Consider the following 12,466-nt stretch of genomic DNA (forward strand, 5'->3'; position numbering starts at 1 on the left):
TTGCTTTATTTAGCCTGCGCACTTCATAATGGGTCAACAACGGGGAGTAGCGAAACGCGATGAAAACAGTCGACAAAATCCTGAACAAAATTAAACGCGAAGGTGCAATCAGTGCCCGTGTATTGGCAGATGAAATGGACATGACCACCATGGGGATTCGTCAGCATCTGCAAGCCATGGAAGACGATGGTCTTTTGGATTTTAGCGATATCCGCGTCAAAGTTGGTCGTCCTACGCGCCATTGGTCGCTGACCGCGGAAGGCCATCGCCGTTTTGCAGACAGCCATGGCGATCTCGCCATTTCAGTGATTGATTCTGTCGAGAGTTTGTTTGGTGAAGCAGGCCTTGCCAAAGTCATTCAGCAACGGGAAGAAAAGACGTTGCAGCAATACCGCGATGCGCTCAAAGATTGCCACAATTTAAAGGCTAAACTTGAAACCTTGGCGTATCTTAGAGAGAAAGAAGGTTACATGGCCGAAGTGCAACAAGATGGCGACGCTTTCTTGTTGATCGAAAATCATTGCCCGATTTGCCAAGCCGCAACCCGTTGTCCAGCGTTGTGTAAGTCAGAGAAGAACATATTTAAAACCCTGCTCGGAGAGCATTATCACGTTTCTCGTGAGGAGCACATTATCGAAGGGCAACGCAGGTGTACCTACAGAATTTTGTCGAGAGAGTAACGAACGAAAATAATAAGCAGCCTGAGAGTCAGGGTCGCATCACTGAAAGGTAAGGAGCGCATATGGCAAATTGGATCAAAGCGGAAGTCATCGAGAATCGTCGCTGGAATAAGGATCTGTTTAGCCTTGTGCTCGACGCTGACGTCTCTCCATTTGTAGCTGGCCAGTTCACCAAACTCGGTTTAGAAATCGACGGTAAACTCATCCAACGCGCCTACTCTTACGTCAACTCACCCGACAGTAAATACCTCGAAATTTACGCGACTCGTGTCGCCGATGGCCTTTTATCACCACAACTCCATGCGCTTGAGTCAGGCGATTCAGTGATGATCACCAAAGACGCCGCTGGCTTCTTTACACTGGATGAGATCCCCCAAGGCGAACATCTTTGGATGCTCTCAACCGGCACCGCGCTCGGTCCTTATTTGTCTATTTTGCAGCAAAAAGACGTCTGGCAGCGTTTTAGAAAGGTCATTCTGGTTCATGCTGTGCGGTTTTCTGCAGATCTCAGCTACCAAGCGGAAATTAACGCACTCAAGGACACCCATAGCGACCAAATCATTGTGCAGCCGTTTGTCAGTCGAGAGCCCACCGCAGGTGCACTGTCTGGCCGTATTACGCATGCATTGGAAGATGGCATGTTAGAACGTGTGGTTGGCCAGCCTCTGTCTGCACAGCAAAGCCAAATCATGTTGTGTGGCAACCCACAGATGGTTAAAGACGTTCGCGCGCTGTTGGAACAAAAAGGACTCGAGAAGAATTTACGCCGCAAGCCGGGTCAGATCACCACCGAGCAATACTGGTAAACCCTATTCAACGTCGATACCTAACGGTATCGACCATCCCAAAAAGTAATAATCCTTCCCAACACAGCTTTCCTTAAAGGGACGCTTTGTCCCCACAGAATGACATCCACCACTTTTACACCAACGTCTCTTTATTGAGAATGCGTTTTAGCGCATGGCATGTTTCAGTCTGGTATCAAACAATTACCTGTATCACAGCTCAGACACACCAAATTGATTGACCAGATCTGTCTCATTTATGAGTCACAAGTGTGATTGATCGCTCATTTTTTAAACGTATAGTCTAGGGCAAGTCATGAGCAGACGGAGGAGTAATGCCATGAAAACGTTGCCTTCATTCGACGAATTAAAAGCGTTAGCGGAAACGGACCCGCAAGCTTTGGAACAACTCAGATTGGACATGAGCCAAGACATCATCGACAACGCCAGCGAGCACATGAAGCCAAAACTTCAAGCGCAGCTGTGCCACATCAACAACGTCATTGCGGTGGGTAAAAACCCCAACCACGTGAATGCACTGCTGATGAAAGAATTGATGCGTCAGTTCGATCGTTTTGCCACTGCCGTGAATGATCCAGAATCACTCACCGCAACAACGGCAACCGTCACGCCATTTCGCCCTCGTCGCGATGCAGAAACGGTTGCGGTAGAAGGGTAAACACATTTTTAGTGCGGTGGTTCGCCACCGCGACTTTTTTACACCCTTCCCTCTTCATAAAAACACGCCACACTTACGCGTCGCGTTTTTCTTTCGCGTACCAGCGTCTATCCATATCGCGAGCATCCACCGTCAAACTCACCACGTCAGCCGCATGCTGTTTAAGCACATCGAGCAATGCATGTGTCAAATTGTGCTTCTTACTTTCATCTCGGCCATCTAACAGCCACAAGGTGACATGAATGAAGTTCTCTTGGTTATCCGCTTCACCAATGAGCCACTCATGACACGCATAGGCGCGAGACTTAGTATCACTGGCATCAAATTCACCACTACCAATCACAGTGTGGTGTAAGTCTTCTAGCAATTGTCCGATATTCACACGCTCTGAAACCGGGTCACTGTACTCCATGACAATATGAGGCATAACTTGCTCCTTGTTACGATATTGAGCCACTGTACCCCAGCATTTCGAGCAATTGTTACTAGAGAGAAGGAAATTAACCTCAGATCACACCACGAGTAAGCGCGGTTAAGGAATGCCATTCCGAAAATTTATAACGAAAATTTGTTACTCAAAGGTTCACTTTTACGCATAAAACGCGTACAAACGATCGCATTTATGATTTTGAGCAGGAAATGCTAGCGGGTCTGCTGCTATCGTTCCCAGCAATTGATTTTGATAATTGGATTACGGAGAAATTCCTATGCGCCGTCCACTAGTAATGGGTAACTGGAAACTAAACGGTAACAAGACAATGGTAGCTGAGCTTATCAAAGGTCTTGAAGCTGAACTTAATGGTGTAGAAGGTGTTGATGTTGCCATCGCGCCACCTGTTATGTACTTGGATCTGGCAGAGCAACTGCTAGGCAAAGCGGAAAGCAAAATCATTCTGGGTGCACAGAACGTTGACGTTAACCTAAGCGGCGCGTTCACTGGCGATATCTCTCCAGACATGCTGAAAGACTTCGGTGCAACGCACATCATCATCGGTCACTCTGAGCGTCGTGAATACCACGAAGAATCAGACGAGTTCGTTGCGAAGAAATTTGCATTCCTAAAAGAAAACGGCCTAACGCCAGTGCTTTGCATCGGTGAATCTGACGCGCAAAACGAAGCGGGCGAAACCCTAGCCGTATGTGCACGTCAAATCGACGCAGTGATCAACACTCAAGGTGTTGAGGCTCTGAACGGCGCTGTTATCGCATACGAACCAATCTGGGCTATCGGTACGGGTAAAGCAGCAACAGCTGAAGATGCACAACGCATCCACGCAGCAATTCGTGCTCACATCGCAGCGAAAAGCGAAGATGTGGCGAAGAACGTTGTTATCCAATACGGCGGTTCTGTTAAGCCAGAAAACGCAGCCTCTTACTTCGCGCAACCTGATATCGACGGTGCGCTAGTCGGTGGTGCAGCGTTGAATGCTGAAGGTTTCGCGGCTATCGCGAAAGCAGCTGCAGAAGCAAAAAACTAATCATGGCTTAACGCCACGTTAGTTTGCCTCGCGCAGTCGAAAAGGAAGTGCCTAGCACTTCCTTTTTTTGTTAGCGCCTCCTTTTTGTTTTTAGTGCCCGCGTTATTCTCACCGAAACCTGCAACTTCATCTGACATGAGGTTATACTGCCTTCCACCTTTCTAGCGCGGTTATTTAACGTCATGTTTCACATTGCTCTCTACGAACCTCAGATCGCTCCAAATACTGGCAATATCATTCGACTGGCTGCCAATACGGGCTGCAAACTTCATTTGATTGAGCCTCTGGGTTTTGACTTCGAAGAGAAGAAACTGCGTCGCGCGGGCTTGGATTACCACGATTTGACCAACGTCACTCGCTACCCAAACTATGCCGCGTTTCTTGAGGCGATGGGTGACAGACGCATTTTTGCCTGCACAACGAAGGGCAGCCGCCCTCACACGGATGCAAGCTATCAAGAAGAAGATGTGCTGCTGTTTGGCTCAGAAACCAGCGGTCTCCCAGATGCTATACGCGATAATTTCGCACCAGAACAACGCATTCGAGTCCCTATGATGCCGAGCAGCCGCAGCTTGAATTTGTCCAACTCAGTCTCAATCATCTGCTACGAAGCATGGCGTCAGCTCGGTTTTAAAGGCGGTATTTAGCGCCTTACCCATGAATTCCGACAATAAAAAAAGCAGGCCGAAGCCTGCTTTTTTTGCATTTACTACACCATCCAGTGACGACGTCAGTGGTTACGCATGTTTGCCAACAGAAGCCTGAAGGTTGGTGGCAATTTGATTGAGTTTTGTCGTTGCATCCACCAAATTTAGAATCTGCTGAGCACTAAGCTCCGCCATGTCATTAATCTTATTCACGTTAACGTTCACTTCTTCAATCACCCCGCTTTGCTGTTCTGCCGCGCTCGCTACTTGAAGGTTCATGTCCGTCACACCAGCACTGGCTTCGCTGGCTTGAGAGAGATATTCACCAGATTGGCGAGAAAGCGAAATGGTCTTATCACCCATTTCACAGCTTTTCTCCATTGTCTCAACGGCATCTTTGGTTACCGAGCTCAATTGCGCAATCATGGTTTCAATTTCAGAAGTGGAGTCATGGGTACGTTGCGCCAAGCTACGCACTTCATCAGCCACCACAGCAAAACCTCGACCTTGTTCACCCGCTCGCGCAGCCTCTATCGCCGCATTCAATGCAAGCAGGTTCGTTTGCTCTGCGATGCCTTTAATAACATCCAGCACCGAAGCGATGTTACTACTGTTTTTCTCCAGTTCACTCAACGCCGCACTGCTTTGCGAGAGGCTCTCAATCAATTGTTGAGTCTGGGTCATCGCTTCTTCATTCACACGCATGCTTTCTGACGATTTCGTTGATGCATTCTCAGTGGCGCTTTGTGTTGATGCTGCGTTGTTGGAAATTTCTTGTGCAGTGGCCGCCATTTCATTGAAAGCAGCAGCGACTTGAAGAATTTCACTCGATTGCTCGCTTACATTGCTTTTAACTGCATGTGTCGTTGAGTTTAATGCAATCACCGCTTCAGACACGTCATCAGCAACTTTCGCAATCATGGCGTTGGTGCTTTTACGCGTCCCTTCCATGTTCTGTTGAAGCACACCGATTATGCCAGGTTCATCCACCACGCCCGCTCGACTAAAGTCACCCGCAGCTTGCAAGGCAAGCGCCTCAGACACTTTACTAAGGCCACCGTAAATACGATTAAGGATGATTTTTGACATGATGATGGCTATCACTAACGCCAGAACAACGGACCCGATCACGGTATATTCCAAGATAATGGCGCGTTTTTCGATATCAAGGACCGCGGTTTCGGTAAATTGACCAACGTCAGTCAATAAGCTGTCCACCATCTTGGTTGTCGTTTCAGCCTCTTCACCGACCACCAGGTCCAACACTTCGGCCTCGTGAAAATGCTGACCTTCCAGCTCTTTGAACACATCTTCAACATGCACCATCCATTTGGTGTGTAACGCCGATGCCTCGTTGAGCTTATTGTCGGCGGCGGTAAACGCGAGTTTTTCTTCTTCAGTGCCTGCCAAAATGCCATTAGCCAACAGCGCTTTGATCTCTTTTTTGTCTTTATTAACCTTCTCACCGAGCTCGTGAAAATACGCTTTTTCTTTGGCGTATTTAGCTTCAACTCCTGGTTCTATCCCTACTTCAAGGGCATAACGGAAGGCTTTGTTGTAGTGAACTCGCTGCTCGACCTGATGTTCAGTCGCTCTACTGATAGCGGCTAGCACTGGAATATCTCTATGAGCTACCCCTTGCACATGACTCTCTATGTAAGCCAACTTGTAGAACACAAACGCGCCTACCACGATTTGGATACCACACACTAAAACGACAAACATTGTCAGTCGTTGTTTTATCGTCATTGAAGAGGACATAAGCTAACCATTCCTTAAAAGCATAAACTGCAGGGGGTACAAGTGGTAACGTCGAAAAGACGTCACCATGTTCTAAGGTTAGCCACTAGTTTTCAAAATGAGACATTTAACAGTAAAGATAATACAAGTAAATCTCTCAATATTAAGAATGTGTGACGAGGCTAAAAATTAACCGAATTGTTAGTCCGCCTTTCTCATTCAGCAGAGCCTCTGCACGACCGTTGTGCTGACGCATGGCGCTATCAGTGATGGCAAGCCCAAGACCGGTGCCTCCACTTATGCGATCTCTTGCAGTAGAAACACGGTAAAAAGGTCTGAATATATCCTCAAGCATTTCGGGTGGCACACCATCGCCATCATCGCTTACTTCCACAAGCAGATTCCGTCCTTCAACAGCAAACGTCACGTTGATCTGCCTGTTCGCGTATTTGATGGCATTGCGCACCACGTTTTCTAATGCGCTACAAAGCAGCGGGCCATTGCCTTCAATGTTTGCGTTTGGCAAAGGCTGGTAGCTGAAGCGCTTATCACACTGGCTCGCTTCAAATTCTGCATCTTCCATGAGCGTCAGCCAAAGATCGTCGAGCGAAAACACATCACGCTCAGCATGACTGTTTAACTGCATGCGCGACAGCGAAAGCAAGTCGGCAATCATTTGCTCCATACGCTCGGCTTCGGTATCAATACGGGCTAAATCCGCACTTTCTCCCTGCTTACGTATTGCCAACGCATTCGCCATACGAAGGCGGGTTAGCGGAGAGCGTAGCTCGTGAGATATATCGGAAAGCAGGCGCTGTTGACCACTGACCATTTGATTCAGCGCAGTCACCATCTGGTTGAAGCTCGCGCCCGCCTGACGAAACTCTTGCGGACCTTGTTCAAGGCTAGGGTCGAGTTCAAAACGCCCTTCTGCAACGCGTTCCGCCGCTTGTTGCAGGCGACGAGCAGGTCGGCTTACCGCCCATGCCAGCCATAGCAAAAACGGGGTACTCACCACCATGGTGACAAGCAGAAGTTGAAATGGTCTATCAAGAATCTGCACATAGAATGGCGGCGCTTCTCGCCACAATTTCCCCACGTACATCAATGCTTGTTCATCACCGTCTGAAACAACGAATGGCCCAGCCAGCATCCATCGACCATAAAGTCGCTGCATGGGTGCTTCAGGGTTATCTGCCACACTGGTGAAGTTTTTCAGTACACGGCTACTACCATGATGACCGTTAAACAACATCTCGCCTTCTAACCCTGTGAAGTAAAGTTTTCGCGGCGCACGCTCTGGCTGCTTCTTTTGTATTTTTTTAAGCTTTGACTGCAAGCTCCCGTGCTTGCGGGTTAAATCCTGCGAAATGTCCTCGGCCAATTCGGTATATTTCGCTTTGACGGCGTCAGGCAAGCTACGCTGCTGGCGTGGGTCACTGTGCTGGGCTGCTAAAACAGCAATTAGCACCAGCAATAGCGTTAGCCAAAAGGTTGCAAAAATGCGCCCATAAAGGCTTTTAATTCGGGGGAATGTTATTTTCGATAGAAAGGACGGCATTACACCTCCACCAGCAAGTAGCCGCGTCCACGCAATGTCTTAATGCGAGGCTTAGCATCGGCACGTTCAGGTAACTTCTTACGGATGTTGGAGATGTGCATATCAATCGCGCGATCAAACGGCGCAAGGCGTTTTCCCAGCACATTCAAACTGATATCGGCTTTCGCGACAATGGTGCCCGGCTGCCTCACCAAATAGGTCAGCAACGCAGTCTCAGTGCCTGTCAGGTCGATCAACTGCTGCTGGCAATACACTTCCATCTTGCCGGGGAAAATTTCGATGTCTTGGTATTCGAGTTTTTCTTGCGCATCATCGGTGCGCTTTTCGTCATTGCCTTTGCCCGTGCGACGTAAAATAGCGCGCATGCGTGCAAGCAACTCTCGGTCACTAAACGGTTTAGGCAAGTAGTCATCAGCACCCAGCTCTAAGCCCATCACGCGATCGATTTCTTCCCCTTTCGCGGTCAGCATCAATACGGGGGTTTCCCATTGGTCGCGCAAGCGACGCAAGGTTTCCATGCCGTTCAGCACGGGCATCATGACATCCAGTAGCACCAAGTCGGTGTCGACGGCAATTTTTTCCAAGCCTTGCTGACCGTTGTCGGCAATGTTGACGGAATAGCCTTCAAGCTCAAGAAGATCTTTTAATAAGCTCGTCAATTCAGTGTCGTCATCAATAAGGAGAATGTTTGCCATGGTCGGTGATTGCCTTCATCAGTAATGTCAGGGGAATACCCAAGCAACCTAAGCGGCTTTCTTTAGCCTGTCTCTTTAGGTTGTGCGAATACAGTATCTGCCAATCTCGAATGTGATTCCATGCGTAAAGCGGAGGTTTACCGCGCTTTACATAAGTTTACCTTACCCGCACACCGGTTTACGTCCCAAGCGATAAAGTTACTCCCATCAAACGACACAACAAAAAAACAAACCGGAGAAAACACCATGAAATTTTCTAAACGTATTGCTGCTACCGTTATCGCCATGCCTCTGATGATGGGTTCTATGTCTGCCATGGCGTTTGGTGGTAAACACCACGGTGGCGAAGGCATGATGGGTGGCAAACACCTACTACGCGGCATCGACCTTACGGATGCGCAAGAAGAAAAAATTGATGCACTTCGCGAACAAAACCGTGATGCGAAGAAAGCAAACAAAGCGAAAAACAAAGAAGCAATGATGGCTGACCGTCAAGCGATGCAAACACTGCTTCTTGCCGACAACTTCGATGAAGCCGCTATCCGCGACCTTGCGACAAAAATGTCAGACCAACAAGTTGAGCGCCGCATTTCTCGCATGAAAGCACAGCATGAAATGCTCAACGTTCTGACGCCAGAGCAGAAAGTTCAAGTCGAAGAAAACATGGCTAAAATGGCTGAACGCATGCAAGAGCGCATGAACAAGCACCACGGCTAATCGCCACTTCACCGCCAAGTGAGTATCCCTTCATGCCAGCCCCTGCTGGCATGTTGCACTTTTACCGCAAGAAAAAGTCAACGTAATACCTAAGCGGACAACGTAAACGACTTATCACGTTTTACATTGCTTGATTGAATACGCGCGCAATTGCTTAAAACCACACCAAAAAACGTTATACTCTGCGCACTTGTTCAGAATACGTTCTCAATATGACTAAAAATTACGCCCGGCTCGTTCAAATGGCCGCATGGGCAGCCACAATCACAGCAACGTTTCTCCTCATCATGAAGCTCTTCACTTGGTGGTACACAGGCTCTGTGAGCTTGTTAGCATCACTTGTTGATTCTCTGATCGACCTTCTCGCCTCTGTGACTAACCTTTTTGTTGTGCGCTATGCATTGCAACCCGCCGATGAAGAGCATCGCTTCGGGCACGGCAAAGCAGAATCTCTCGCCGCGCTCGCGCAATCGGCCTTCATTGTGGGCTCGGCCTGCTTCTTATTGCTTAATGGTATTGAGCGCTTCTTTAAGCCCGCTGAACTTCATCACCCTGAAGCGGGCGTTGCCATCAGTGTCGTCGCAACGCTCATTACGGGTTGCTTAGTGCTGTTCCAAAAATGGGTCGTACGCAAGACAGGAAGCCAAGCGATTTCGGCTGATTCCCTTCACTACCAATCTGACTTACTCATGAACATCGCGATCATCATTGCGCTGGGTTTATCTTGGTACGGCTTCTCTCAAGCTGACGCCATTTTTGCCATTCTTATTGGTCTGTTTATTTTGGTGAGCGCCTTCAAAATGGCGAATGATGCGGTGCAATCTCTGCTGGATCATCAACTCCCTGTGGAAGAACAAGAAAAGATAATGACATTGGCGTCAACCGTCGCGGGTGTGCAAGGCGTTCACGATCTTCGCACGCGTCAGGCCGGTGCAACACGCTTTATTCAGCTTCACCTGGAGTTGGACGATGAAATGAAATTGGTGGATGCGCACCGCATTGCAGATGAAGTGGAAGATAGGCTCGAGATAGCTTTTCCGAATGCGGATATCTTGATTCACCAAGATCCTGTCTCGGTGGTAGGAAAATCTCCACGAGAATAAAACTAACACACAAATTGTCACAAAAATTTGTAACCGTTACTGATATTTATCAACGAAAAACGGTAGCTAAATTGTAATAGTCTTACATAAGTAGGAAAGTTACAGTTTTAAACGAGCAGCCAGCAAGCTAAACTGGCACGTCAAGCATGCCTGAGGCAAACCCGCGATACCTACTAAGACTTTTCTTAGCGAAGCAGGGTGCGAGGCCTACGTTTCTGCATGCAAACCGGATTTGAAAGTTCAATTCCCAAAGTCAGAGGGTAACCATGGTTAGTAAAATTGGTGTTTTGACCAGTGGCGGTGACGCCCCAGGTATGAATGCAGCCATCCGCGGTGTTGTGCGCGCCGCATTGAGTGAAGGCATTGAAGTCTGCGGTATTTATGATGGCTACCAAGGCCTTCACCAGAACCGCATCGAGAAACTGAACCGCACCAGCGTTTCAGACATGATCAACCGAGGCGGAACCTTCCTCGGTTCTGCGCGCTTCCCTGAATTTAAAGAAGAGAAAGTGCGTGAGCAAGCCATCCAGAACATGAAGATGCACGGCATCGAAGCGCTGGTTGTGATTGGCGGTGACGGTTCATACATGGGTGCGAAAAAACTGACTGAAATGGGTTTCCCATGTATCGGTCTACCAGGCACCATTGATAACGACATCCCAGGTACTGACTACACCATCGGTTACTTGACGGCACTCAACACCGTTGTTGAAGCGATAGACCGTCTGCGTGATACCTCTTCTTCTCACCAGCGTATTTCTATTGTTGAAGTGATGGGTCGCCACTGTGGTGATTTGACTCTGATGGCATCAATCGCTGGCGGTTGTGAGTACTTCATCACGCCAGAAATCGGCCTGGATAAAGAGAACCTGATTTCTAAGATCAAAGAAGGTATCTACAAAGGCAAGAAGCACGCAATCATCGCGATCACCGAGCTAATGACGGACACCAACGAGTTGGCGAAGTACATCGAAGCTGAAACGGGTCGTGAAACGCGCGCAACCATTTTGGGTCACATTCAGCGTGGCGGTCAGCCTCGTGCATTCGACCGTATCCTTGCGTCTCGCATGGGTGCATTCGCGGTTGATCTGTTGATTCAAGGTGAAGGTGGTCGTTGTGTCGGTATCCAGCACGAACAACTGGTTCACCACGACATCATCGATGCGATTGAAAACATGCGTCGCCCATTCCGCCAAGATCTTTACGACGTCGCCAACAAACTGTTCTAAGCATCAATTGCTGATAACACGCGTCTAAGACATATAAGACAGCGGAAATGAAAAACGGAGCCTATCGGCTCCGTTTTCGTATTCTGTGTAGACGTTTCTGTTGTCTGCGAATGCTAAATACCCGCAAATCAGATCAAATACCGTCGCCTTCAATAAATTCGGAAGTACTGATATTTTGGTCCATGTCGAACGACGGCGTGTCGCTACTTGGGGTACCAATGATCTTCGCAGGCACACCCGCCGCAGTGGTATGCGCAGGCACTGGGATCAACACCACTGAACATGCCGCAATCTTCGCGCCTTCGCCCACTTCAATGTTACCCAGCACTTTAGCGCCAGCTCCAATCATAACGCCGGTACGGATTTTAGGGTGACGATCGCCACTTTCTTTACCTGTACCGCCGAGGGTGACGTCTTGCAAAATGGAGACGTCATCTTCGACCACGGCAGTTTCGCCGATCACAATGCCGGTTGCATGGTCGAACATGATGCCTCGACCAATCGTAGCGGCAGGGTGAACATCCACCTGACACGCAACAGAAATCTGGTTTTGCAGATACACCGCCAATTCACGTCGGCCTTGCGACCAAAGCCAATTTGCCACACGGAAGCCTTGCAACGCATGGAAGCCTTTTAGGTACAAAAGCGGCGTGGAATACAGCTCGATCGCAGGGTCTCGCTCGACAGTCGCGCAAATATCACAAGCAGCAGATGCCACAATGCGCTTGTCGCCCGCATACGCTTCTTCAACCACTTCGCGCACCGCCATTGCTGGCATGCTTGGCGTGGCCAGTTTATTCGCCAAAATATAACTGAGTGCCGCAGCGAGTGTATCGTGCTTAATGATGGTGGCGTGGAAGAAACTCGCCAACATAGGCTCACGTTCGGTTTGCTCTTTTGCTTCTCGCTTTATGGCCTTCCAAACACTGTCTTGCTGACATTTTTTGTCGCGGCCTTCACCACATGTCCTTTGCATTCCTGACCCTTACTTCTTTCACTTATATTGCTGACAGTCACCTCAACATCCCCCATTCTTCGTCGTGTGTGAATGGCAGTGTTAAACCTTCGCTCATTTGCTTTCGCAGGTGATAGCTACATCCTTGGGGAATCACTCGCCAAACATTGAAGAGTCTTTCCCTAAGTGTGACATAG

At 48.7% G+C, this 12,466-nt stretch carries 13 protein-coding genes; 8 read left to right on the top strand and 5 right to left on the bottom strand.

The window, feature by feature from the left end; all coding sequences use genetic code 11:
* The first annotated feature begins 59 nt into the window (after positions 1-59).
* The 3 genes from BM082_RS09475 (at position 60) to BM082_RS09485 (ending at position 2,144) form a co-directional block, all read left to right on the top strand.
* Positions 60-680 carry a helix-turn-helix transcriptional regulator gene (locus tag BM082_RS09475; protein WP_017009563.1) on the top strand — a complete coding sequence of 207 codons (621 nt, stop codon included), beginning with the start codon at positions 60-62 and terminating at the stop codon, positions 678-680.
* Positions 681-742: 62 nt separating this feature from the next.
* Complete coding sequence (locus BM082_RS09480) at positions 743-1,486, top strand: ferredoxin--NADP reductase (protein WP_017013138.1); 744 nt, start codon at positions 743-745, stop codon at positions 1,484-1,486.
* Between the two features lie 319 nt (positions 1,487-1,805).
* Positions 1,806-2,144 carry a DUF3135 domain-containing protein gene (locus BM082_RS09485; protein ID WP_017016237.1) on the top strand — a complete coding sequence of 113 codons (339 nt, stop codon included), beginning with the start codon at positions 1,806-1,808 and terminating at the stop codon, positions 2,142-2,144.
* Between the two features lie 73 nt (positions 2,145-2,217).
* On the opposite strand, the gene BM082_RS09490 is transcribed toward BM082_RS09485, so the two are convergent.
* Positions 2,218-2,571, bottom strand: coding sequence for a 5-carboxymethyl-2-hydroxymuconate Delta-isomerase (locus BM082_RS09490; protein ID WP_017009560.1), 354 nt, complete (start codon positions 2,569-2,571; stop codon positions 2,218-2,220).
* 280 nt (positions 2,572-2,851) lie between these two features.
* Between BM082_RS09490 and tpiA the strand changes: the two genes are divergently transcribed.
* Positions 2,852-3,622, top strand: coding sequence for a triose-phosphate isomerase (gene tpiA, locus BM082_RS09495; protein ID WP_017009559.1), 771 nt, complete (start codon positions 2,852-2,854; stop codon positions 3,620-3,622).
* A gap of 182 nt (positions 3,623-3,804) precedes the next feature.
* A complete protein-coding gene (gene trmL / locus BM082_RS09500; protein ID WP_017009557.1) occupies positions 3,805-4,269 on the top strand; it encodes a tRNA (uridine(34)/cytosine(34)/5-carboxymethylaminomethyluridine(34)-2'-O)-methyltransferase TrmL in 465 nt (154 codons plus the stop codon).
* A gap of 90 nt (positions 4,270-4,359) precedes the next feature.
* On the opposite strand, the gene BM082_RS09505 is transcribed toward trmL, so the two are convergent.
* The 3 genes from BM082_RS09505 to BM082_RS09515 form a co-directional block, all read right to left on the bottom strand.
* The gene (locus BM082_RS09505; protein ID WP_244275979.1) at positions 4,360-5,994 is read right to left on the bottom strand and encodes a methyl-accepting chemotaxis protein; all 1,635 of its coding nucleotides are present in this window, start codon (positions 5,992-5,994) and stop codon (positions 4,360-4,362) included.
* 178 nt (positions 5,995-6,172) lie between these two features.
* Complete coding sequence (gene cpxA, locus BM082_RS09510) at positions 6,173-7,570, bottom strand: envelope stress sensor histidine kinase CpxA (RefSeq protein WP_074926732.1); 1,398 nt, start codon at positions 7,568-7,570, stop codon at positions 6,173-6,175.
* Positions 7,570-8,265: a response regulator gene (locus BM082_RS09515; protein WP_074926734.1), complete on the bottom strand. Its 696-nt coding sequence runs from the start codon at positions 8,263-8,265 to the stop codon at positions 7,570-7,572. Before BM082_RS09515 ends, cpxA begins: the two co-directional genes overlap by 1 nt.
* 246 nt (positions 8,266-8,511) lie before the next feature.
* Here BM082_RS09515 and BM082_RS09520 point away from each other — a divergent pair, with 246 nt between their 5' ends.
* The 3 genes from BM082_RS09520 (at position 8,512) to pfkA (ending at position 11,314) form a co-directional block, all read left to right on the top strand.
* Entirely contained in the window at positions 8,512-8,982 is a 471-nt protein-coding gene (locus BM082_RS09520) for a Spy/CpxP family protein refolding chaperone (protein ID WP_074926782.1), read from the top strand.
* A gap of 212 nt (positions 8,983-9,194) precedes the next feature.
* Complete coding sequence (gene fieF / locus BM082_RS09525; RefSeq protein ID WP_026024827.1) at positions 9,195-10,085, top strand: CDF family cation-efflux transporter FieF; 891 nt, start codon at positions 9,195-9,197, stop codon at positions 10,083-10,085.
* A gap of 266 nt (positions 10,086-10,351) precedes the next feature.
* Positions 10,352-11,314 carry a 6-phosphofructokinase gene (gene pfkA / locus BM082_RS09530; RefSeq protein WP_017009551.1) on the top strand — a complete coding sequence of 321 codons (963 nt, stop codon included), beginning with the start codon at positions 10,352-10,354 and terminating at the stop codon, positions 11,312-11,314.
* A 133-nt stretch (positions 11,315-11,447) separates the two neighbouring features.
* Here pfkA and cysE read toward each other — a convergent pair whose 3' ends face one another.
* Positions 11,448-12,290 (bottom strand): serine O-acetyltransferase, encoded by an 843-nt coding sequence (gene cysE / locus BM082_RS09535; RefSeq protein ID WP_017009550.1) that lies wholly within the window; start codon positions 12,288-12,290, stop codon positions 11,448-11,450.
* Positions 12,291-12,466: the final 176 nt, after the last annotated feature.

It is taken from the genome of Enterovibrio norvegicus DSM 15893, assembly GCF_900115495.1.
In the GTDB taxonomy this organism is placed as follows: Bacteria; Pseudomonadota; Gammaproteobacteria; order Enterobacterales; family Vibrionaceae; genus Enterovibrio; species Enterovibrio norvegicus.

What these genes read in the sequence shown, in the direction of transcription:
- BM082_RS09475 (WP_017009563.1), top strand. Translation starts at nt 60, where the DNA reads ATGAAAACAGTCGACAAAATCCTGAACAAAATTAAACGCGAAGGTGCA.
- BM082_RS09480 (WP_017013138.1), top strand. Translation starts at nt 743, where the DNA reads ATGGCAAATTGGATCAAAGCGGAAGTCATCGAGAATCGTCGCTGGAAT.
- BM082_RS09485 (WP_017016237.1), top strand. Translation starts at nt 1,806, where the DNA reads ATGAAAACGTTGCCTTCATTCGACGAATTAAAAGCGTTAGCGGAAACG.
- BM082_RS09490 (WP_017009560.1), bottom strand. Translation starts at nt 2,571, where the DNA reads ATGCCTCATATTGTCATGGAGTACAGTGACCCGGTTTCAGAGCGTGTG.
- tpiA (WP_017009559.1), top strand. Translation starts at nt 2,852, where the DNA reads ATGCGCCGTCCACTAGTAATGGGTAACTGGAAACTAAACGGTAACAAG.
- trmL (WP_017009557.1), top strand. Translation starts at nt 3,805, where the DNA reads ATGTTTCACATTGCTCTCTACGAACCTCAGATCGCTCCAAATACTGGC.
- BM082_RS09505 (WP_244275979.1), bottom strand. Translation starts at nt 5,994, where the DNA reads ATGTTTGTCGTTTTAGTGTGTGGTATCCAAATCGTGGTAGGCGCGTTT.
- cpxA (WP_074926732.1), bottom strand. Translation starts at nt 7,570, where the DNA reads ATGCCGTCCTTTCTATCGAAAATAACATTCCCCCGAATTAAAAGCCTT.
- BM082_RS09515 (WP_074926734.1), bottom strand. Translation starts at nt 8,265, where the DNA reads ATGGCAAACATTCTCCTTATTGATGACGACACTGAATTGACGAGCTTA.
- BM082_RS09520 (WP_074926782.1), top strand. Translation starts at nt 8,512, where the DNA reads ATGAAATTTTCTAAACGTATTGCTGCTACCGTTATCGCCATGCCTCTG.
- fieF (WP_026024827.1), top strand. Translation starts at nt 9,195, where the DNA reads ATGACTAAAAATTACGCCCGGCTCGTTCAAATGGCCGCATGGGCAGCC.
- pfkA (WP_017009551.1), top strand. Translation starts at nt 10,352, where the DNA reads ATGGTTAGTAAAATTGGTGTTTTGACCAGTGGCGGTGACGCCCCAGGT.
- cysE (WP_017009550.1), bottom strand. Translation starts at nt 12,290, where the DNA reads ATGCAAAGGACATGTGGTGAAGGCCGCGACAAAAAATGTCAGCAAGAC.